Source organism: Hespellia stercorisuis DSM 15480 (assembly GCF_900142165.1).
Classification (GTDB): Bacteria; Bacillota; Clostridia; order Lachnospirales; family Lachnospiraceae; genus Hespellia; species Hespellia stercorisuis.
Genome location: NZ_FQZY01000024.1, coordinates 33,278 through 54,637, shown reverse-complemented (window position 1 = coordinate 54,637; position 21,360 = coordinate 33,278). Strand labels below are relative to the sequence as shown.

Here is a 21,360-nt window from a genome sequence, read left to right as displayed (position 1 = left end):
TCTTATTTGATGATTAAAGATTTACCTGTCATCTCTTCCGGCTGTTCCATACCCATCATCTCGATCAGTGTCGGTGCGATATCTGCAAGGCAGCCACCCTCACGCAGTTTGCAGGATGGATCTGCATTCACCAGAATAAACGGAACCGGATTTGTGGTATGTGCGGTAAACGGAGCACCTGTCTCCGGGTCGATCAGCTGCTCAGCATTGCCGTGATCTGCACAGATGAACATCTGGCCGTCCACCTCTTTGATTGCGTTTACAGCCTTCTCCACACACTTGTCGACCGCTTCCACTGCAGCGATAGCAGCCGTCTCAATTCCGGTATGTCCAACCATATCTGGATTAGCAAAGTTGATGATGATCACATCGTATTTGTCGGATTTGATCGCCTCTACCAGCTTGTCATCCACTTCGTATGCACTCATCTCCGGCTGCAGGTCATAGGTCGCAACCTTCGGTGATTTTACAAGAATACGGTCCTCTCCTTTGTTCGGCTCTTCCACTCCGCCGTTGAAGAAAAAGGTAACATGTGCATATTTCTCTGTCTCTGCGATTCTTGCCTGCGTCAGATTGTTGTTTGCAAGAAATTCCCCAAATGTGTTCTTGATCTCTGTCTTGTAGAATGCAACCTGTTTATTCTGGATCGTCACATCATAATCTGTAAAGCAGACAAATGTAGTTTTTACTCTGTCGCCTCTGTCAAATCCTTCAAAAGAATCATCACAGAATGTTCTGGTGATTTCTCTTGCACGGTCAGGTCTGAAGTTAAAGAAAATCACGGAATCATTCTCTTTAATTGTTGCAACCGGAGCACCGTCTTTTTCGATTACGGTCGGAAGAACAAACTCATCAGTTTTGCCCTGATCGTAAGATGCCTGGATGCCGCTCGGGCCATCTGCAGCCTTCTCGCCTTCCCCCTTGACAATCGCCTTGTAAGCTAATTCTACACGATCCCAGCGGTTATCTCTGTCCATTGCATAGTAACGCCCCATCACGCTTGCAACTTCGCCTACGCCGATTTCTTTCATCTTTGCTGTCAGCTGCTCAACATATCCCTTACCTGATGACGGTGGTGTGTCACGACCGTCCAGGAAGCAGTGTAGATATACTTTTTTGATGTCCTGACGTTTTGCAAGCTCCAACAGTCCGTAAATGTGCTCTATATGGCTGTGCACACCACCGTCGGAAACAAGACCGAACATATGCAGCGCAGAATCGTTCTCCTTCACATTTTTACATGCTGCCAACAATGCCTCATTCTCAAAGAAATCTCCATCCTGAATTGATTTTGTAATCTTGGTCAGGTCCTGATAAACAATACGACCGGCACCCATGTTGAGATGCCCTACCTCAGAATTTCCCATCTGTCCTTCTGGAAGTCCGACTGCAAGTCCGCTTGCCTGTCCCTGTACAAACGGGCACTCTGCCATCAGTTTGTCCATGACCGGTGTGTTTGCCTCAGCTACAGCATTACCCTTTGTTTCTGGATTCAGACCATAGCCATCAAGTATCATTAATACGGTTGGTTTTTTTGCCATTTTTTATTATCTCCTTTTATTCAAAGCGGATATTTGTAATCCGCCGCACTCTATCCCTGATAAGGTTAAAAAATGTGGAGGATGCTTCTCCTCCACATTTTAGTAAGCCTGTTATTTGCAATTTACGATCTTACCAAAGTCTGGTTTTAAAGAAGCTCCGCCGACAAGACCACCGTCGATGTCAGGCTGTGCAAATAATTCAGGAGCACTTTCGCCAGATACAGATCCGCCGTACTGAATGCGGATAGCTTCTGCTGTTGCTTCATCATAGATTTCAGCGATGCATGCACGGATTCCTGAGCATACTTCCTCAGCCTGCTCTGTTGTTGCAACTTCTCCTGTTCCGATAGCCCAGATTGGCTCATAAGCGATTACTGCTGTCTGTGCCTGCTCTGCTGTAAGTCCAAGGAAACCAACCTTAACCTGCTGACGCACAAAGTCCATGGTCACGCCCTGCTCTCTCTGCTCAAGAGTCTCTCCACAGCACATGATTGGAATCAAACCATGCTCAAATGCTTTCAGCATTTTTTTGTTAACACTCTCACTTGTCTCAGCAAAGTATTCTCTTCTCTCTGAATGGCCAAGTACCACGTATTTTACGCCTGCATCCGTGAGCATAGCCGGAGAGATTTCTCCTGTGTAAGCTCCGCTCTCCTCAAAATGCATATTCTCTGCACCGATGCAGATGTTGCTTCCCTCAGCAGCTTCTACTGCAGGAATGATATCGATAGCCGGTACGCAGAATACTACGTCTACATCATCATTGGCAACCAATGGTTTTAATTCATTAATCAGGGCAACTGCCTCGCTTGGAGTTTTGTTCATCTTCCAGTTACCTGCAACTATTTTTCTTCTAGCCATTTACGAAATCCTCTTTTCTTATATTATGTGGTCCGAATACATAAGACCTGATTCACGAATTTTCCTGACAACTAAAATTCATGCTGTTTATTTATCGTTTGCTGCCGCTACACCCGGAAGCTCTTTTCCCTCTAAAAATTCAAGGGAAGCTCCACCGCCTGTAGAGATATGTGTCATCTTGTCACCGTATCCAAGCTGATTTACTGCTGCTGCAGAATCACCTCCACCGATGATTGTCACTGCATCTGTCTCAGAGAGTGCTTTTGCTACCGCCTCTGTACCTGCTGCGAAATTCGGCATCTCAAAGCATCCCATCGGTCCGTTCCATACAACGGTCTTTGCTGTCTTTACTGCGTCTGCATATAATTTTGCAGTCTCAGGTCCGATGTCAAGACCCTCCCAGCCATCCGGAATATCTCCGCGGCCCACAATCTGTGTATGTGCATCGTTTGAGAAATCATCTGCAACGATATTGTCGACTGGAAGTAATAATTTAACGCCTTTTTCTTTGGCCTTATCCAACATCTTCAGTGCATAATCGCAGAAGTCTTCCTCGAGAAGTGAGTTACCAACGCCACCGCCAAGTGCTTTGCTGAAAGTATAAGACATACCTCCACCGATGATCAGTGTATCAACTTTTTCAAGAAGGTTCTCGATAACGGAGATCTTACTTGAAACTTTTGCTCCACCGAGAATTGCTACGAACGGTCTCTCCGGATTGTCTACAGCATTTCCGAGGAAATCGATTTCTTTCTGCATCAGGTATCCAACAACTGCAGTGTCAACAAACTGTGTTACACCTACGTTCGAGCAGTGTGCTCTATGTGCGGTTCCGAATGCATCATTAACGAATACATCGCAGAGAGAAGCGAGATCTTTGCTGAACTCTTCGCCATTTTTTGTCTCTTCTGCTCTGTAGCGTGTGTTTTCAAGAAGAACGATGTCTCCATCCTGCATTGCCTCAACAGCAGCCTTTGCGTTTGGTCCTACTACATTATCATCCGCTGCAAATTTTACTTCCTGTCCAAGCAGTTCTGACAGTCTGACTGCAACCGGTGCGAGAGAAAGCTCTGGTAATGGCTGTCCCTTCGGTTTTCCAAGGTGTGAGCACAGAATTACTTTTCCGCCGTCTGCAACTAATTTCTGGATTGTAGGGAGTGCTGCAACAAGACGATTCTCATCTGTGATTTTTCCATCGATCAACGGCACGTTGAAGTCACATCTGCAGAGAACCTTTTTCCCTTTTACATTAATATCATCTACTGATTTTTTGTTAAGCATAGTATTGCCTCCTTAAGATATTTGGGTAATAAAAGGGATCCGGTCCAAAAAGACCGGACCCCTGGTGAGTCATTAAAGCCATAAAATTTTAATGAGGATGCATCCGAGCACAAATCCCGGAAACTGCCCCGCCAATGTTCTAAGCTAACTCAGAGAAATATTTGATTGTTCTTACCATCTGGCTTGTGTAAGAATTCTCATTGTCATACCAAGATACTACCTGTACCTGTGTATTGCCATCTTCCATTGGAGATGCCATTGTCTGTGTTGCATCGAATAAAGAACCGAATTTCATACCAACGATATCGCTTGATACTAATTCTTCTTCTGTATATCCGTAAGAATCGTTTGCTGCTGCTTTCATTGCTGCGTTGATCTGTTCAACTGTAACAATACCCTTAACAACTGCAACTAAGATTGTTGTAGATCCTGTAGGGGTTGGAACACGCTGAGCAGCTCCGATTAACTTACCGTTCAGTTCAGGAATAACAAGGCCGATTGCTTTTGCAGCACCTGTTGAGTTAGGCACGATATTTACTGCAGCTGCGCGGGATCTTCTTAAATCACCTTTTCTCTGTGGTCCGTCAAGAGTCATCTGATCTCCTGTGTATGCATGAATTGTGTTCATGATACCAGACTGGATTGGAGCTAATTTGTTCAGAGCGTCTGCCATTGGTGCAAGGCAGTTTGTTGTGCAGGATGCTGCTGAAATAACAGTATCTTCTGGTTTTAAGATATCATGGTTTGTGTTGAATACGATTGTAGGAAGATCGTTTCCAGCTGGTGCAGAGATAACAACTTTTCTAGCGCCTGCTTTGATATGAGCTTCTGCTTTTGCTTTGGATGTATAGAAACCTGTACACTCAAGAACAACGTCTACTTTCAAGTCTCCCCATGGAAGGTTTGCTGCGTCTGCTTCAGCGTAGATTTTGATGGTCTGTCCATCAACAGTGATAGAGTCATCACCTGCTGTAACTTTATCGCAAAGGGCATATCTTCCCTGAGATGAGTCATATTTTAATAAGTGAGCTAACATTTTTGGAGATGTTAAATCGTTGATTGCTACTACTTCATAACCCTCTGCTCCAAACATCTGTCTGAATGCAAGACGTCCAATACGTCCAAATCCATTAATCGCTACTTTTACTGCCATGTTAAATTCCTCCTAAAGTTTAAATAATATTAACTGGTTACACAGTCCTATTGATATTTCTTTAACTTTGTTAAAGATTCATCAACTACGTATGATTGTACTAAACCAAGAACAAAAATTCAAGTCTATTTTGATATTTTATGGAAGTTGCTTAAAATACGGCTTTCGTGCAGAAAATTCTGTGTAATATTTAAATCCGCACTCTTTCAGGATATCGCTCACCTTGTTAAAATCATAGGCGATATGCTCCGGTGCATGCCCGTCTGCGCCGACTGTGATGATTTCTCCGCCCAGTTCCCGATACCGTTTCAGTACATCAGGATGCGGGTGGCAGAAGTCCAGTCCGTATTTCAATCCTGCTGTATTCAATTCAATCCCTTTTCCGTTTGCAATGACGATTCTCAGAATCTCATCGATCTCATCTGCGTACTTCCGGTATGAATAATCGGCCGCCTGATTTTTGCCGTAGCGCACGACATAATCAATATGTCCCAGCACATCATAATCCATAAAATCACGGATATTGTCTATTGTGGCAAGAAACGTTTCCCGGTATACTTCCTCATCTGTTTTTGTCTTGAAAATTTCTCCGTAATATGGATCCATTCCATGGACTACATGCATGGATCCGATCACAAAATCAAACGGGTGGTCCATCACAAACTGATGATGATACTGCGCCAGATGTTCCTGAAGTCCGATCTCAACGCCGATCAGAATCCTGATCTTGTCTTTGTATTCCTCCTGCAGTGCACTCATCGTCTTCATATAACGGTCAATATCAAGATCAAATCCGGTCTCGCCTTCATGGATGGGATAATCCTTGTCATTGTGATCCGTAAAGCATATGGTTTTGAGTCCGAGGCTGATCGCCCGCTCGACCATATCCCGTGGATCCGCCTCGCTGTCTAAAGAAAACGAGGTATGCATATGAAAATCTGCTGTTATCATAAAATAATTCCTCCGCCTATCACATATTCTGCTCTTGTGTACATCTCCGATGAGCCTTCCGTCTTCGGCCGTTCCTCTGCCGCATAAAAAACGACTGCCTGTCCCGGAGTCACTGCGCGCTGTGGCTGTTCAAACGTGCACAGGACCTCATCTTCACCGGACTTTTCGATTGTACACCATGCTCCACGGTGGTTATAGCGTATTTTTGTAAAAACACGTAAAGGTTCTGTTAAATCTCCCATCGCCATGAAATTCAGATGGTTTGCTCGCACGGTATCGGTCATCTGCTCTTCGTTCGTTCCCAGGACAACCTCATTGGTCTCCGGACGGATTTCCAACACAAATGCATGATAGCCAAGGGCCAGTCCCAGTCCTCTTCTCTGTCCTACCGTGTAATGAGTGATGCCCTTATGCCGGCCCAGCACAGTACCGTCTGACAGCACGAAGTTTCCCTCCGGTATGTTCCGGTCACTGTATTCCTCGATAAACGCCGCGTAATCCCCATCCGGCACGAAGCAGATATCCTGGCTGTCCGGTTTCCCTGCAACCTGCAGATGAATCTCCTTCGCGATCTCACGGATCTCTTCTTTGGTGTATTCTCCGACCGGCATAAGTGTGCGTGACAATTGCTCCTGTGTCAGGTTGTACAGCGCATAGGTCTGGTCCTTTGCCGAGGTTTTGGAACAGGCAATGGTGTATCTTCCATTTGGAAGCTTCTCGATCCGGGCGTAATGGCCTGTCGCGATATAGTCCGCCCCGATGGCAAGACTTCGCTGCAGCAGAGCCTCCCACTTCACATAGCGGTTGCACGCAATGCACGGATTGGGGGTTCTGCCATTCAGATATTCCTCCACAAAATAATCGATCACATTGGTCTTAAATTCTTCTTTAAAATTCATGACATAATATGGAATCTGCAGATCTGATGCCACTCTTCTGGCATCATCCACCGCGCTCAGTCCGCAGCACCCGCCGTTCTCCTCCTGCGTCACCTGGTCTTCATCCTGCCAGATCTGCATGGTGACACCAATCACCTGAAATCCTTGTTTTTTCAGCAAATACGCCGCAACGGAGGAGTCAACTCCACCTGACATTCCCACCACTACTGTTTTCATCTAATAGTCCTCTTCCTCGCCTTCCTCGCCCTCATGGATATCATTTTTCGGTCTCACCAGACCTTCTATCTTGATGTCATGCTTCTCCGCATAATCCCAGAGAGCAGCGTGAATCGCTTCTTCTGCCAACAAGGAACAGTGTACCTTGACCGGCGGCAGTCCGTCAAGTGCTTCCATTACAGCTTTATTCGTCACTTCCATGGCCTCCCGGATGTTCTTCCCTTTTACCAGTTCCGTTGCCATGCTGCTGGTAGCGATTGCGGCCCCGCAGCCAAAGGTCTTGAACTTGCAGTCCCGGATAATCTGGTTCTCGTCGATATCCAGATATATTCTCATGATATCACCGCACTTTGCGTTTCCAACTGTACCTACACCACTCGCATTCTCAATCTCTCCCACATTTCTCGGATGCTGAAAATGATCCATTACTTTTTCTGTATACATGATTTTATCCTCCTGTTATTTCGCCTGTTTTTTCATGAAATCTTCATATAATGGTGACATACTTCGAATCAATGCTACAATTTCTTTCAAATTGTCTGTCACGTAATCAATATCTTCTTTTGTGATCTCTTCGTTTAAGGTCATCCTGAGTGAGCCGTGTGCAATCTCGTGCGGAAGACCGATTGCCAGAAGTACATGAGACGGATCCAGCGATCCGGATGTACACGCGGAACCACTCGATGCACAGATTCCGAGCAGATCCAGACGGATCAGCATGGATTCTCCCTCCACGAACCGAAAACTGAAGTTCACATTATTCGGAAGTCTGTCCGTCGGATGCCCGTTGAGTCTGCAGTACGGAATTTCTTCCGAGATTCGTTTGATCAGATAATCTCTCAATTCTCTCTCTTTGACTGTACGTTCTTTCATCGTTCTCACCGCGCGGTCCACCGCAGTCCCCAGTCCGACAATTCCCGGTACATTTTCCGTGCCGGCACGGCGCTTGCGCTCCTGCGCACCGCCATGGACAAAGGAGCGGATCTTGACGCCGGTTCTGATATACAAAAATCCAATTCCCTTCGGTCCATTCAGCTTGTGACCGCTCGCACTGAGCATGTCGATATGACATGCATCCACATCAATCGGCACCTGTCCAAAGGCCTGCACCGCATCTGTATGAAAGAGAATTCCATGCTCTTTCGCGATTTCTCCGATCTCCCGGATTGGCTGAATCGTTCCGATCTCATTGTTGGCATACATGATGGAGATCAGAATCGTAGTCGGCCGGATAGCTGCCTTAAGATCTTCCAGCTTCACCACACCGTCCTCGTCCACATCGAGGTACGTCACCTCAAATCCACGTGTCTCTAAATACTGACAGGTGTGAAGGATCGCATGATGTTCGATCTTGCTTGTAATAATATGGTTTCCTTTTGCAGCATAAGCTTCTGCTGTCGCCTTCAGTGCCCAGTTGTCCGACTCGGAACCACCGGCTGTAAAATAGATTTCATTTGCTTTCGCACCGAGCGCATCCGCAATTGTTTCACGCTGTTTCGCGATCACCTCTTTGTTCGCTGCTGCGAAGCTATAGATGCTGGACGGATTTCCAAAATGTTCCGTAAAATATGGAAGCATTGCATCCACCACTTCCGGTGCTGTCTTTGTTGTTGCTGCATTGTCAAGATATATCAATCTGCTCATTTGTTTTCTCCTTCTATTTGTACTGCTGTTTCTTCCCCCTGCATGCTCTGTGATTTGCCGCCTCCGGTTATTTCGGTTGTTATTCCCCCGGCAAGTTGATGCTGTCGGCTTTTTTGTCGATTATTCCATCTACTTATTTTGTCTTCTTCTCACAGATTATGGTTTGATCCTTCGTGCCGGCACAGAGCTCCCTGCTCTCGGCAACCAGTTGATCCAGCTTGATTTCATCCACTGTGTGATTGATGCTGTCATTGATCTTCTGCCAGACATACTTTGTGACACACACATCCGATGACCTGCACCCCTCACTGGGGTGGAGGCCGGAACACTCAACCGGATCCAGACTTCCCTCCAGTGCTCTAAGAACATCGCCTACAGAGATATCTGCCGCCTCTTTATCGAGCACATATCCCCCGCCTGCACCGCGGATGCTTCGAACCAGGCCCGCTTTTTTCAGCAGGCACATGAGCTGCTCCAGATACCGTTCTGAAATGCCCTGCCTTGCAGCGATACTCGTGATTGAAACCGGTTCCTGCTCGCTGTACTGAGCCAGGTCCACCAGTGCGCGAAGCCCGTATCTTCCTTTTGTTGATAATTTCAATTCTTCACACTCCTGTCTTTCTATCCTGTGGATACCATTCATATCCTGTTCAACTGTATCTCATGAATCCATACCCTGCTATTTTATATCCTATTGTTTCATACCCTATCATTCCATACCCTATAAAATTACTAGGGTTTCAACACACTGTTAGAATATCATTCCGCCTATGTTCTGTCAACCCCGTGTATTGAATATAATACAATAAACTATTTCAGGGGATTGCCATGAATCAAAAAAGTGCTTTTTTCAAAGGGACGCTCCTGCTTACTTTCGTTAATTTTGCTACCCGCTTTATGGGCTTTTTTTACCGGATATTTTTAAGTCGCGTCTTCGGTGAAGAAATGATCGGCCTTTATCAGCTGACATTCCCGGTTTTCGTGCTGGGCATCTCGTTTTCCTCAGCCGGAATCCAGACTGCACTCTCCCAGCTCGTTGCATATAAGACCTCCACTGGAAGAAAAAAGGATTCTGTGGAGATTACATTGTGCGGACTCTTTATCTCGCTGCTTCTCTCTCTCCTTGCACTGTTTCTGATCAAGACCAATGCAGCGTTTCTCTCCACAAGATTTCTCGGAGATCCGCGATGTCAGGATCTTCTGATTCTGCTTGCGTATGCCATCCCCTTCTCGGCCGTACACAGCTGTATCTGCGGCTATGCGTTCGGGCTAAAGCAGACAAGATTTCCTGCCTTTTCCCAGCTCCTGGAACAGATCATGCGCATTGTATCCGTACTTTTTATCTATCTTCTGGCAACCGCAGAGGGCATTCGATTAAACATATCCGTAGCCGTTTTCGGCATCATTCTCGGGGAAATGGTTGCATCAGCCAGTGCCATCGCCTATCTGAAAAAGGATTGGGGGATTCTATCCAGCTCCGCATTTTCATTTTCCATTGTGAAATCGCGCACCTCAGAATTATTGCAAATTGCTTCGCCACTGACGGCCAACCGGGTTCTGCTCAACGTACTGCAGAGCATTGAGGCGTTCTCCATCCCGCTCCAGCTCCGGGCTGCCGGCTGTGATGCCGCCCAGGCACTGAGCATCTATGGGGTTCTCACCGGAATGGCACTGCCCTGTGTCCTCTTTCCCTCCGCGGTCACCAACGCAGTATCTCTTCTGATGACACCCACCGTTGCAGAAATGTCCGTAGAACCGGTGCAAAAAAAGCAGCAGAACTTCGTCAAAAAGATTTTGTTCTGCTGCTTTGGTCTTGGTGTCCTCTGCGGACTTCTTTTTTTGATATTCGGGAAGTTTCTGGGGACCTTGCTTTTTCACAGCGCTCTGGCGGGTGATTTCATCCTCACGCTCGCCTGGATCTGTCCCTTCCTTTATCTTAATACAACATTGATTAGTGTCATCAACGGTTTCGGAAAGACTACACTCACTTTTCTGATTAATATGGCTGGAATCATAATCCGGATCATCAGCATCTTTCTGCTCATCCCTATCTGTGGAATCCATGGTTATCTGATTGGACTACTGATCAGCCAGTTTGTCATCTGTATGCTCTCCGCCACCGTGACAAAACGTATTATGTCATAATATCCCCATAAAGAGGGGATTCAGATACCCCTCTGACAATACTCCCAAACCAAGCAGCAGCGCTGTTACCGTAATTTTTGAATAGTTCCACTGAAAAGCTTTTGTGTAATAAATATTAAAAAGCAGGAGCAGATATGCGGCAATATAAAACAGAAACTGTGGGAACAGCGCAATCAGAATAAATGGTATTCCTCTGATCCCCATGCTCATAATCACGCTCGACACCACGAAGCCAAAGGAAAAGCCACACCACACTAGCTCCACTGCCGCCGCAATCTTTCCGAACCTGGTGTACCCCGCTACCACAAGAAACAGAAACGGCAGTATTCTCAGCTGTAATATATGAAGCAGATATTCCTGCTGATCCATCTTCAGATTCTGATACTGCTCGATATAATACGGTGAAAACAGTGTGGACTGATTCAGATACTGACTCGCAAACATATTCAGATAAATAATCCCCACCAGAAATCCCAGAATAAAATAAAGCAGAAAATGCCATCTTGCCCGTAATACATTCATAGTAATCCTCCAATCACTCTTCCATGATATTACAAGTATATGCCCCGGCATTTTACTGCATGCTTATCGATATTTGGATTTGTAAGCCATCAGTGCGGCGATTGTTTTTGCATCTTCGATCTCACCATCAAATATCTTTTTTTCTAATTCCTCCATCGTATATGCACAGACATCTATAAACTCATCCTCGTCAAGATTCTGATGGGACACGATCAGATTTGTTGCCACAAACACCTCAATCTTCTCATTGCAGAACGCAAGCCATGTCCGCAATGTAATCAGCAGCTCCAGGTGGTCACTTTTGTAACCGGTCTCCTCCTCCAACTCCCGCTTTGCACAATCCATCCCAGATTCCTCTATATCATCCAGTTTTCCTGCCGGAATCTCCAGCGTCTCCCTGTCAATTGCATTTCGAAACTGTCGCACCATCAGGATCCTTCCGTCGTCCATGACCGGAACAACTGCTGTCGCTCCGTTGTGATTTAAAAAATCATAATGAACGATCTCCCCTGTTGGCAGTTGGATAGTGTCATCATATAGGTTCACAATGTTACCTTTGCATTTTAACTTACGATCTATTCTTTTTGCCCGTTCTTCCATTTGCTCTCTTCCTTCCGTTTTTTGATATAAAGAAAAGCCCTTGTCATAAGACAAGGGCATAACTTTCATTTTCGTATCCTGCCTGATTATTTTGCGTAGTCTGAAACCCGCGATTCACGGATTACATTGACCTTAATCTGTCCCGGATATTCCAATTCAAATTCAATCTGTTTTGAAATATCTCTGGCCATAATAACCATATCTGCATCTGATACTTGCTCTGGAACTACCATAACTCGAATCTCTCTACCTGCCTGAATAGCAAAAGACTTATCAACCCCTTTAAACTGGTTGGCAATATCTTCTAATTGTTTTAATCTGTTTGTGTATGTTTCTAATGTTTCTCTTCTCGCACCTGGTCGTGCAGCTGAAATTGTGTCCGCAGCCTGAACCACGCACGCAATCAATGTCTGAGGTTCTACGTCGCCGTGATGCGATTCAACCGCGTTGATAACGGTTGCTGACTCTTTGTATTTTCTACAAAGGTCGACACCAATCTGAATATGTGAGCCTTCTACATCATGGTCAATTGACTTACCGATGTCGTGTAACAGACCGGCTCTCTTCGCCATTCTGACATCCAGCCCTATCTCAGCAGCCAGAAGTCCTGACAACTGAGCAACCTCGATGGAATGCTTCAATGCATTCTGACCATAACTTGTTCTGAACTTCATACGACCTAAAAGTCGAATTAACTCCGGATGGATTCCCGGAACACCAACTTCAAGTGCCGCAGCCTCTCCTTCTTCACGGATCATGGTTTCAACTTCTTTTTGTGCTTTCTCGACCATCTCCTCGATTCTCGCAGGATGGATACGTCCATCTACGATCAATCGCTCAAGTGCAATTCTTGCCACTTCTCTTCTGATCGGGTCAAAGCCTGATAAAACGACAGCCTCCGGTGTGTCATCAATAATGAGTTCCACCCCGGTCATCGTCTCCAGAGTACGGATATTTCTACCCTCTCTGCCGATGATTCTTCCTTTCATTTCATCACTTGGCAACTGCACAACTGAGATTGTAGTCTCAGCCACATGATCAGCAGCACAGCGCTGAATTGCGGTGACAACATATTCTTTTGCCTTTTTGTCCGCATCTTCCTTCGCCTGCATCTCCAATGTCTTGATCATCTTTGCAGTGTCATGTTTTACATCTTCTTCAACAGTTTTCAACAAATATTCTTTTGCCTGTTCGGAGGTTAGTCCTGAGATTCGTTCAAGTTCCTGCACTCTTTTTTGACTTAATTCTTCTACTCTAGCCTCTTTTTGCTTCAGTTGATCTTCCTTCTGAGCAAATTTTGCTTCGCGTTGTTCGATTGCTTCCGACTTCTTGTCCAAGGACTCTTCTTTTGACAGCACGCGCTTTTCATAGCGTGATACCTCAGCTCTTCTTTCTTTTGTTTCTTTTTCGAGCTCGCTCTTGGCTTTGATGGACTCTTCCTGAACGGTTAACAGTCCTTCTTTTTTCGTCGTCTCAGCAGTCTTCACTGCGTCGTCGATAATCTCTCTTGCTTTTGTCTCGGCATTTCCGATTTTAGATTCTGCATTACTCTTCAGACTGGAAACCGTTAAAAAGTGAGTGATAACACCGACTATCAACGCGAGGGCTACAGCAATAACAATACTAATCATTATTGGCACAGGAGCACCTCCTTATTAAATTTTCATTGTACATCTTCTTGGCAAACCGCCCAAATACAACACTTAAATTTTATACTGTTTTAACAATTATGTCAAGCATTCTCATTATAATATTGTACCACTTGACGAATGTCGTCGTATTTAAAGCCCTTTCTGGCCAGATATCCATATAATTTTCTGATTTCGCCCTCATCTGCAGCGGATAAATCCACTCTTCGTTTCCTGATAATCTCCCGGATTGCCTGCTGTTCACCGCCTGTATCGTAAGTTTCCTCGAACGCCAGGTCGATAGATTCCGAGGCCACACCCTTCTGCACAAGAGCTGCGTAAATTTCTCTCCTGCTCTTGCTGTCTTTTTTTATGTCAATAAAATGAACCGCGTAGCGGTAGTCATCAATATATCCAAATGACTTTACATACTGCACAGCCTGGTCGATGATGTCCTCCGTGTAGAGACCCAGTTTCAATTTCGTCCGAAGTGCCGACTCTGTCCGGTCCATGTCATTCAGCAGATGCATCGCCCGAAGCTTTGCCCTTTTTAAAATGACTTCGTTTTTTATTTTATAAAAAAGGGATTCTTCCAGTTCCTCCTCTGCCCGGATATGATAGCGAGAAAGTTCGCCCTTGTATAATACAAAAGCGAACTGTTCATCCACAAATACTTTATATTTTGATTTTGTCACCGGTTCAATCTTTGTGACCTGCATCTTATTTTCCTTCTTCCCCGGCATCTGTCTTTGCTGCGCCTGCCTTTGTGTCATCAGCCTTTGCTGCGTCCGCTTTTAATGCCACCGGTGATTTTGCCGCCTCTTTCGCGCTCTTTGCTGTGGTTTTGCGTGCCGGTTTTTCTGCCTGTACCGGCTCCGCTTCGCCTCCGTCCAGGCCGAAATGCCTGCGGATGGCAGCCTCCAGTTCATCCATCACCTCCGGATGCTCCCCAAGGTAGGACTTGGCATTCTCACGTCCCTGGCCGATCTTATCACCATTGTATGCATACCACGCACCACTCTTGTTGATCAGATCCAGACTCGCTGCCAGATCCAGGATATCTCCTTCTTTTGAGATCCCTTTTCCGAACATGATATCAAACTCAGCCTCCTTAAACGGCGGTGCAATCTTATTCTTAACCACTTTGATTCTTGTTCTGTTGCCGACCATCTCACCGCTCTGCTTCAGTGTCTCAATCCTTCTGACATCGAGACGGATAGACGCATAAAACTTGAGTGCACGCCCACCGGTCGTAGTCTCTGGATTACCAAACATGATTCCGACTTTCTCTCTCAGCTGATTGATAAAGATCACCACACAGTTGGACTTGCTGATGACTGGTGTCAGCTTACGAAGCGCCTGCGACATTAGACGAGCCTGCAGACCCACATGGCTGTCTCCCATGTCGCCCTCAATCTCCTGCCGTGGAACCAGTGCTGCCACAGAGTCGATGACAATGATATCAATCGCGCCGGAACGAACCATCGTCTCAGCAATCTCCAGTGCCTGATCTCCACTGTCCGGCTGGGAAATATACAGTTCGTCTGTATCCACCCCGATATTCTTCGCGTAAACAGGATCCAGCGCATGCTCTGCATCGATGAATCCTGCGATGCCGCCTCTCTTCTGTGCCTCCGCAATCATGTGCAGTGCTACCGTTGTCTTACCACTTGACTCCGGTCCGTATACCTCGATCACACGCCCCTTGGGAACGCCTCCGAGTCCCAGTGCCAGGTCCAGACTGAGACACCCCGTCGGAATCGTCTCCACTCCGATATTCACCCTGGAATCCCCCAGTTTCATGACCGTACCTTTACCAAAATCCTTCTCCAGCTTTGAAATCGCTGCGTCCAATGCTTTCTGCTTATCATCACTTGCCATAATTGTATTCTCCTTCTCGGTTTCCGAACAGTTGTTCGCCTCTTGATTAATATAGTATTATATACGTTGTTAAATGTCAACAACTTTTTTCAAATTCTATTATGCATTTTTACATGCACTATAAACAGTACATCGGTGAATTAAAATCTTGAAATCTGCTTCACCTCTTCCCTATGATTCCATTTCTCATTCAATCATACACATCGCCTCTCTTCTATATTTTCATTCTCTTCATTCATTCAAATCTGTTTCTGAAATTGTGACCGATTCGGTCTGAGATAATAAGCTGAATTGCTTTTTTAGATTATCCGTGCTTTTATTATAGGTTCTCCCATTAAAAAAAGCAACATATTATTTCTATTTCCTGTGCCGAGTCTGTAAGTTATGCTGAACCTGTTCCCGCAACACACGTACGGCAGCATGCACAATAACACACATAACAGCACGCAAGGCAACTCGCGCAACAGTGCACATGACAGCACCCACGATAACGCGCACGGTAGCACAAATAACAGCACACATGATAACACGCACGACAGCACAGATGCCAGCGGGGAATCCCCGCCGGCATCTGCTCTATCGTGTTGTTCTTTTCTTTTTCACACTGTATCCGAATGTTCCCAACGGTTCTCCCAGGCTCAGATATTCCCCGTGGGAATACGCCAGCAAGCCCGTAGAATTGAGTTCGAATTTATTGGTCTCATTCATATATTCGTCGCTGACCTGCACCCCGGCCACCTCCGCCAAAAACATATGATGCGATCCCAGCTCTTTGATTTCGGTGACTCTGCACTCGATATTAACAGGGCTCTCCTCGATAATCGGTGCGTACTTAAGGTGTGCCGCCTTCCCTCTCGTCAGATTCATCTCTTTCCATTTATCAACATCCCGCCCGGATCGCACGCCGCAGTAATCTGTCGCATACGCGAGCTTCTCCGTGGTAAGATTCACCACAAATTCACCGGATTCTTTGATCATATGATAAGAATACCGCTCCGGCCTGACCGAAATATAAAGCATCGGCGGATTGGTGCACACCGTTCCCGTCCATGCGACTGTCAGGATATTGGTACTGCCCTTGTCATCTCCTGCACTGACCATCGCCGCCGGAAGCGGATAGACCATATTGCCCGGTTTCCATAATTGTTTTCCCATGTCGTTCTCCCTCCGCCGCTTACTGCTGCAGCGCAACCACCAGCGTCGGTACAAGCTGTTTCTTACGCGATACCACACCCTTGAGCACCACCTCTTCTGAATCCAGCGGCAGGTCATAGGCGAGCAGCATCTCTTCTTTTGCACTTGGTCCAAAGCAGAGCAGTTCCGTTGACTCTGTGATGATATTTGTGAGCATAAAGAAGATCATCTCCAGACTGTGGGATCTGGCTGCATTTTCCAGATACGGCTCCACCGTTTTCTTGATTTCCTTTAACTCGTCGGCATTCATGGAGTTCACCTGCCCCACTCCCACATTTTTGTCGCCGACTCTGAACTGCTTGAAGTCCAGGAAACAGATTTCCTCCGCACTCTTTCCGCGAAGATTGCTTCCCGCATTGAACATCTCCAGCGCGAGTTCCTCGATATCCACCCCCGCTGCCGCTGCCAGTTCTTTTGCGGTCTCCTCATCCAGCGGAGTACAGGTTGGCGATCGGAACATCAGCGTGTCCGATACAATCGCCGAACACAGCAGCGCCGCCGTTGTCTCATCTATCTCGATCCCGTTTTCATGGTATATCTGGCTGATGATTGTCGCGGTACACCCCACCGGCTGATTCCGAAAAAACACAGGACCGATTGTCTCAATGCTGCTCAGTCTGTGATGGTCGATGATTTCAAGAACCTCCGCTTCATCAATGCCGTCAACCGCCTGATTTTTCTCATTATGATCCACAAGAATCACCTGTTTCTTCCGGACATTCAGAAGACGCCGTCTGGAGATGAACCCCTGAAAATTCCCTTTGCTGTCAAGAATCGGGAAATCACGGAACTTTTTCTTGGCCATAACATCTTTTACATCATCCACATAGTCGTTCATGCTGAAGCTGAAGATGCCCTCCTTCGTCATAAAATACTTTACCGGAATACTCTGGTTGATCAGTCTCGACGTGGTAAATGAATCGTGAGGCGTCTTGATGATGACAATCTGCCGTTCCTCTGCAAGCCTTTTGATCAATTCTGATATTTCCGTATTCTGGCATATAACCATACAGCTCACATTCAGTTCAATCGCACAGAGATGACTCTCTTCACGATTCCCTAGAATCACCAGATCATTTTCCTTTATAAATTCTTTCATACCGACCGGGCTTGATGTCGCCATTACCACTTTGCCATCCAGCAGATATCCGTGTGGATTTCCGCTGATGATTTCGCCGTCAATCGTACTTGCAATATTGCGGTACTGTGTTCTTGCCTTACAGAGAATTGCGCTGTCATACACATTCATGTAAGAGGTAGCGATATCACCTACCGTAATCAGCCCTTCCAGTTTATTGTTCCGTGTAATGGGAAGTGTGTTCAGATTAATCTGTTTCATCTGTTCCCAAGCCGACTTGATGGAGATACTTCCCTGCAGCCCCTCCAGTTCCCTGATGTCCACGTCTTTCACCTGCGTGCGCAGATCCGACAGCAGCGTCGGTGCCTTGACGCCAAAACGCTTTAAAACGTACTGTGTCTCCTCATTCACCAGACCGGCTCTTCTCGCCTCATGCTTAATACCTGTCATTTTTGTTTTTAAAGCTGCATACGCAATTGCCGAACAGATAGAATCTGTATCCGGGTTCTTGTGGCCGACAACGTACACTTTTCTTTTATTTTTTTGATTCACCATTTAGTTCACAACCTTTTCATTTCATAATGGATTTTTAGCTTCCACAGATAAGATTACCATTTTTTTCTTATTTCGTCGACACAATTTTGAAGTTTGGTTGTTTTTTAGGGTGTACTTGTGATATACTTATCTCGATTTAACCAGAAAATATAAATGAGGTGCAAAAATGAGTGAAGAATTGACACAGGTAGAGGAAACTACTGAAACCACAGAAGAAACTACAGAGACAATGGCTGATTTCGAAGGACATTTGGATGATGCTAATCCATGGAACCGTGTTACAGAGTACATGGAGAAAAAAACCGTACTTCCTGTTAAGGTAGAAGGTATCGTAAATGGTGGCGCAATCGCTACAGTTGAAGGATTACGCGGATTTATTCCTGCGTCCAAATTATCTTTATCATATATCGAGAATCTGGAAACATTCCTTTTACAGGATATCGAGGTTCAGGTGATTGATGTAGATCAGACAAACAATCGTCTCGTGCTTTCCGCAAGAGAGCTTTTGAAAGCCAAAGAACGTCAGGCACAGGCTGACAAAATTGCGAACGTAAAAGTCGGCTCCGTTATGGAAGGAACTGTTGAGAGCCTGCAGACTTACGGCGCGTTCGTGAGATTAGAGGATGGATTATCCGGACTCGTTCACATTTCCCAGATTGCTCAGAAGAGAATCAAATCCCCGGCAGACGTTCTGACAGTCGGTGATACAGTTTCTGTAAAAGTAATCGGTATCAAAGAAGGAAAAATCAGTCTCAGCATCAAGGCTCTTCAGAATCCGTCTGATGCAGGCGAGGAAGTTTACGAAAAAGTAGATATTCCGAAGGCTGAGAATATCGGAACAAGCTTAGGTGATTTATTTAAAAACATCAAGTTGTAATATTATACCATGTAAAAAACCACCACAGATCAAAAAGTAACATCTGATCTGTGGTGGTTTTTTATTATAGAAAACATCTCTTATATTTTCGAAGACACCTCTTATATTTCGAAAAACAGGCCTTACATTTCCAGAGAATGCTTTTTGTCGATGAGCACTTTCTCATCTAGACACTCAAATACCTTATCCATATCTTTCTTTTCAAATTTCGGCGTAATCAAACTGACAATCGGAACAATCACGAGCCCTGCGATCATGGCAATTGCACCGGCATTGATCGGTGAGGCAATGTAGCCAATAAACAGGTTTGATACGGTAATTCCAACTCCGGCTGCAAAGCTTGCCCACACTGCGGCTTTTGTTACGCCCTTCCAATAGAGGCCGTACATGAACGGTGCAAGAAACGCACCGGCAAGTGCTCCCCATGAGATTCCCATGAGCTGAGCAATAAAGGTCGGAGGATCCAGCGCGATCACCACAGATACGACGATGAAGAATACAATCATAATCTGCATCGTCACAACCTGTTTTTTCTCTGTCATGTTTTTCAGCACATTATCCTTCAGCAGATCCAGCGTCAATGTTGAACTGGATGTAAGCACAAGAGACGACAGCGTCGACATGGATGCAGACAGAACCAGCACGACCACGATTCCAATCAGAATATCCGGAAGGGTCGACAGCATATGCGGAATAATTGCATCGTAGGCAATCATTCCCGTATCTGGATTGGTGAAGTTCGCGCTGTCAAAAAGCCGGCCAAAACCGCCGAGGAAATATGATCCGCCCGCAATCACACATGCAAACAAAGTCGAAATCACTGTTCCTGTGTTGATTGCCTTCTCATCCTTGATTGCATAGAACTTGCCAATCATCTGAGGCAGTCCCCAGGTTCCCAGTGAGGTCAGAATTACCACCCCCAGAAGATTCAATGGATCTGGTCCAAAAAATGAGGTGAATGCTCCCGGCTGCCCCTGTGTAAGGGGAATATCACTCGGGATCTCCGCCATCTTCTGAATTGCCGCAAGGAATCCGCCCTGTCCGTTCAAAACCGCCGCAATAACCGCAACGATACCAAACAGCATAATAATTCCCTGAATAAAATCATTGATTGCAGTAGCCATATATCCGCCCATGATAACATAAAGTGCCGTAAAGACTGCCATGGCCACCACGCATACCGTATACGGAATGTCAAAGGCCATACCAAACAGTCTTGATAAGCCGTTGTAGACAGATGCCGTATATGGAATCAAAAAAACGAACACGATCATAGATGCCACGATCTTCAGCGATTTACTCTGATACCGCTGTCCGAAAAAGTCCGGCATCGTTTTCGCCTTCAGATGCTGACTCATAACCCTTGTCCGCCTTCCAAGAACCACCCAGGCCAGCAGACTGCCGATCAAAGCATTCCCGATGCCGATCCAGGTGGATGCGATCCCGTATTTCCAGCCAAACTGTCCCGCATACCCCACGAAAACAACCGCCGAAAAATAGGACGTTCCATACGCGAACGCCGTGAGCCACGGCCCCACCGAACGCCCTCCCAGCACGAAGCCATCCACACTCCTGGTGTGTTTTCTGGAATAAAACCCTACGCCTACCATCATTGCAAAAAAGACAATCAAAAGAATTATTTTTATTATCATTTTTGTTCCCCCACTCTCGTTTATTACGCTTTAACTCGTTGCGCTTTAAAGCGTTAAAGTTTGCTCTTTTGTATCCTAACATACCACCGCTGTATTGTCAAGAAAAAGGGGGAACTGCTGCGATCTACTTCATCTCTTCTACTCTGTTCTGCACAACCCTGTCAAAGTTCTCGACCTTACGGTTGTAAGGCTCCTCCATAAATTTTGAGAACAGCATAAAATCGGCCGTCGCAAGATTGTTTGCAATGGGAATATCATACACAACCGCAATGCGGAGCAGTGCCTTTACATCTGGATCGTGAGGCTGTGCCTCCAACGGATCCCAGAGGAAAATCATAAAGTCAATCTGTCCCTCTGCAATTTTAGCTCCAATCTGCTGATCTCCGCCAAGCGGTCCGCTGTTATACCCTTTGACAGGCAGTCCGGTCTTCTCGGCGATCAGCCGCGAAGTTGTTCCTGTTCCGCACAAAAAATGGCTTTTCAGAATTTCTTTGTTTTTTTCACACCACTCGACCAGCTCTTTTTTCTTTCCATCGTGTGCGACCAGTGCAATGTGTTTGGTTGCAGGTATCTCAAAATCAATATAATTTTCTTCTAACATCTACACCACCATTTTCCTTTCAGTAAAGTGGACCTCCACGCATCTTTAATTATCATACTATAATCTGTCGGAAAAGCCCAG

20 protein-coding genes are annotated in these 21,360 nt (G+C 45.8%); 2 read left to right on the top strand and 18 right to left on the bottom strand.

The genetic code is table 11. From position 1 onward, the window contains the following. Positions 1–2: 2 nt before the first annotated feature. The 9 genes from gpmI to BUB85_RS09440 all read right to left on the bottom strand — a co-directional run bounded on the left by gpmI (position 3) and on the right by BUB85_RS09440 (position 9,147). On the bottom strand, positions 3–1,541 hold the full coding sequence (gene gpmI, locus BUB85_RS09480; RefSeq protein WP_073109151.1) for a 2,3-bisphosphoglycerate-independent phosphoglycerate mutase: 1,539 nt from the start codon (positions 1,539–1,541) through the stop codon (positions 3–5). 111 nt (positions 1,542–1,652) lie between these two features. Continuing rightward, on the bottom strand, positions 1,653–2,402 hold the full coding sequence (gene tpiA, locus BUB85_RS09475; RefSeq protein ID WP_073109149.1) for a triose-phosphate isomerase: 750 nt from the start codon (positions 2,400–2,402) through the stop codon (positions 1,653–1,655). Positions 2,403–2,489: 87 nt separating this feature from the next. After that, positions 2,490–3,683 (bottom strand): phosphoglycerate kinase, encoded by a 1,194-nt coding sequence (locus BUB85_RS09470; protein WP_073109146.1) that lies wholly within the window; start codon positions 3,681–3,683, stop codon positions 2,490–2,492. A gap of 139 nt (positions 3,684–3,822) precedes the next feature. Next, a complete protein-coding gene (gap, locus tag BUB85_RS09465) occupies positions 3,823–4,836 on the bottom strand; it encodes a type I glyceraldehyde-3-phosphate dehydrogenase (RefSeq protein WP_073109143.1) in 1,014 nt (337 codons plus the stop codon). 138 nt (positions 4,837–4,974) lie between these two features. Then, entirely contained in the window at positions 4,975–5,787 is an 813-nt protein-coding gene (locus BUB85_RS09460) for a histidinol-phosphatase HisJ family protein (protein WP_073109140.1), read from the bottom strand. Next, positions 5,784–6,902 (bottom strand): tRNA 2-thiouridine(34) synthase MnmA, encoded by a 1,119-nt coding sequence (gene mnmA, locus BUB85_RS09455; RefSeq protein ID WP_084533982.1) that lies wholly within the window; start codon positions 6,900–6,902, stop codon positions 5,784–5,786. Before mnmA ends, BUB85_RS09460 begins: the two co-directional genes overlap by 4 nt. After that, positions 6,903–7,346, bottom strand: a complete 444-nt coding sequence (nifU, locus tag BUB85_RS09450) for a Fe-S cluster assembly scaffold protein NifU (RefSeq protein ID WP_073109137.1) — start codon at positions 7,344–7,346, stop codon at positions 6,903–6,905. Between the two features lie 15 nt (positions 7,347–7,361). Next, positions 7,362–8,546 (bottom strand): cysteine desulfurase NifS, encoded by a 1,185-nt coding sequence (gene nifS / locus BUB85_RS09445; protein ID WP_073109134.1) that lies wholly within the window; start codon positions 8,544–8,546, stop codon positions 7,362–7,364. Positions 8,547–8,679: 133 nt separating this feature from the next. After that, entirely contained in the window at positions 8,680–9,147 is a 468-nt protein-coding gene (locus tag BUB85_RS09440) for an RrF2 family transcriptional regulator (protein ID WP_073109180.1), read from the bottom strand. Positions 9,148–9,374: 227 nt separating this feature from the next. Between BUB85_RS09440 and BUB85_RS09435 the strand changes: the two genes are divergently transcribed. After that, positions 9,375–10,691: an oligosaccharide flippase family protein gene (locus tag BUB85_RS09435; protein WP_073109131.1), complete on the top strand. Its 1,317-nt coding sequence runs from the start codon at positions 9,375–9,377 to the stop codon at positions 10,689–10,691. Here BUB85_RS09435 and BUB85_RS09430 read toward each other — a convergent pair. From BUB85_RS09430 to BUB85_RS09400, 7 genes are all read right to left on the bottom strand, one after another. After that, entirely contained in the window at positions 10,686–11,213 is a 528-nt protein-coding gene (locus BUB85_RS09430) for a stage II sporulation protein M (RefSeq protein ID WP_073109128.1), read from the bottom strand. The genes BUB85_RS09435 and BUB85_RS09430 overlap by 6 nt on opposite strands. A gap of 63 nt (positions 11,214–11,276) precedes the next feature. Further along, positions 11,277–11,813 (bottom strand): NUDIX hydrolase, encoded by a 537-nt coding sequence (locus BUB85_RS09425; protein WP_073109124.1) that lies wholly within the window; start codon positions 11,811–11,813, stop codon positions 11,277–11,279. An 86-nt stretch (positions 11,814–11,899) separates the two neighbouring features. Beyond that, the gene (gene rny / locus BUB85_RS09420; RefSeq protein WP_330392275.1) at positions 11,900–13,444 is read right to left on the bottom strand and encodes a ribonuclease Y; all 1,545 of its coding nucleotides are present in this window, start codon (positions 13,442–13,444) and stop codon (positions 11,900–11,902) included. Between the two features lie 101 nt (positions 13,445–13,545). Beyond that, entirely contained in the window at positions 13,546–14,160 is a 615-nt protein-coding gene (locus tag BUB85_RS09415) for a regulatory protein RecX (RefSeq protein ID WP_073109119.1), read from the bottom strand. Between the two features lies 1 nt (position 14,161). Then, positions 14,162–15,322: a recombinase RecA gene (gene recA / locus BUB85_RS09410; RefSeq protein ID WP_073109117.1), complete on the bottom strand. Its 1,161-nt coding sequence runs from the start codon at positions 15,320–15,322 to the stop codon at positions 14,162–14,164. Positions 15,323–15,898: 576 nt separating this feature from the next. After that, positions 15,899–16,477 carry a flavin reductase family protein gene (locus BUB85_RS09405; RefSeq protein ID WP_073109115.1) on the bottom strand — a complete coding sequence of 193 codons (579 nt, stop codon included), beginning with the start codon at positions 16,475–16,477 and terminating at the stop codon, positions 15,899–15,901. 19 nt (positions 16,478–16,496) lie between these two features. Then, positions 16,497–18,149 carry a putative manganese-dependent inorganic diphosphatase gene (locus tag BUB85_RS09400; RefSeq protein WP_073109112.1) on the bottom strand — a complete coding sequence of 551 codons (1,653 nt, stop codon included), beginning with the start codon at positions 18,147–18,149 and terminating at the stop codon, positions 16,497–16,499. 166 nt (positions 18,150–18,315) lie between these two features. Between BUB85_RS09400 and BUB85_RS09395 the strand changes: the two genes are divergently transcribed. After that, positions 18,316–19,026: a S1 RNA-binding domain-containing protein gene (locus tag BUB85_RS09395; RefSeq protein WP_073109110.1), complete on the top strand. Its 711-nt coding sequence runs from the start codon at positions 18,316–18,318 to the stop codon at positions 19,024–19,026. 122 nt (positions 19,027–19,148) lie between these two features. Here BUB85_RS09395 and BUB85_RS09390 read toward each other — a convergent pair whose 3' ends face one another. Continuing rightward, a complete protein-coding gene (locus tag BUB85_RS09390; protein ID WP_073109106.1) occupies positions 19,149–20,678 on the bottom strand; it encodes a sodium:solute symporter family transporter in 1,530 nt (509 codons plus the stop codon). A gap of 124 nt (positions 20,679–20,802) precedes the next feature. Beyond that, on the bottom strand, positions 20,803–21,279 hold the full coding sequence (locus BUB85_RS09385) for a methylglyoxal synthase (RefSeq protein ID WP_073109102.1): 477 nt from the start codon (positions 21,277–21,279) through the stop codon (positions 20,803–20,805). Positions 21,280–21,360 lie beyond the last annotated feature (81 nt).

Bases quoted from the DNA above. Each gene is read 5' to 3' on its own strand.
- nifS (WP_073109134.1), bottom strand. From the start codon at position 8,546: ATGAGCAGATTGATATATCTTGACAATGCAGCAACAACAAAGACAGCA.
- tpiA (WP_073109149.1), bottom strand. From the start codon at position 2,402: ATGGCTAGAAGAAAAATAGTTGCAGGTAACTGGAAGATGAACAAAACT.
- nifU (WP_073109137.1), bottom strand. From the start codon at position 7,346: ATGTATACAGAAAAAGTAATGGATCATTTTCAGCATCCGAGAAATGTG.
- recA (WP_073109117.1), bottom strand. From the start codon at position 15,322: ATGGCAAGTGATGATAAGCAGAAAGCATTGGACGCAGCGATTTCAAAG.
- BUB85_RS09395 (WP_073109110.1), top strand. From the start codon at position 18,316: ATGAGTGAAGAATTGACACAGGTAGAGGAAACTACTGAAACCACAGAA.
- BUB85_RS09405 (WP_073109115.1), bottom strand. From the start codon at position 16,477: ATGGGAAAACAATTATGGAAACCGGGCAATATGGTCTATCCGCTTCCG.
- BUB85_RS09415 (WP_073109119.1), bottom strand. From the start codon at position 14,160: ATGCAGGTCACAAAGATTGAACCGGTGACAAAATCAAAATATAAAGTA.
- BUB85_RS09460 (WP_073109140.1), bottom strand. From the start codon at position 5,787: ATGATAACAGCAGATTTTCATATGCATACCTCGTTTTCTTTAGACAGC.
- gap (WP_073109143.1), bottom strand. From the start codon at position 4,836: ATGGCAGTAAAAGTAGCGATTAATGGATTTGGACGTATTGGACGTCTT.
- BUB85_RS09435 (WP_073109131.1), top strand. From the start codon at position 9,375: ATGAATCAAAAAAGTGCTTTTTTCAAAGGGACGCTCCTGCTTACTTTC.
- rny (WP_330392275.1), bottom strand. From the start codon at position 13,444: ATGATTAGTATTGTTATTGCTGTAGCCCTCGCGTTGATAGTCGGTGTT.
- BUB85_RS09390 (WP_073109106.1), bottom strand. From the start codon at position 20,678: ATGATAATAAAAATAATTCTTTTGATTGTCTTTTTTGCAATGATGGTA.
- BUB85_RS09400 (WP_073109112.1), bottom strand. From the start codon at position 18,149: ATGGTGAATCAAAAAAATAAAAGAAAAGTGTACGTTGTCGGCCACAAG.
- BUB85_RS09470 (WP_073109146.1), bottom strand. From the start codon at position 3,683: ATGCTTAACAAAAAATCAGTAGATGATATTAATGTAAAAGGGAAAAAG.
- mnmA (WP_084533982.1), bottom strand. From the start codon at position 6,902: ATGAAAACAGTAGTGGTGGGAATGTCAGGTGGAGTTGACTCCTCCGTT.
- BUB85_RS09425 (WP_073109124.1), bottom strand. From the start codon at position 11,813: ATGGAAGAACGGGCAAAAAGAATAGATCGTAAGTTAAAATGCAAAGGT.
- gpmI (WP_073109151.1), bottom strand. From the start codon at position 1,541: ATGGCAAAAAAACCAACCGTATTAATGATACTTGATGGCTATGGTCTG.
- BUB85_RS09385 (WP_073109102.1), bottom strand. From the start codon at position 21,279: ATGTTAGAAGAAAATTATATTGATTTTGAGATACCTGCAACCAAACAC.
- BUB85_RS09430 (WP_073109128.1), bottom strand. From the start codon at position 11,213: ATGAATGTATTACGGGCAAGATGGCATTTTCTGCTTTATTTTATTCTG.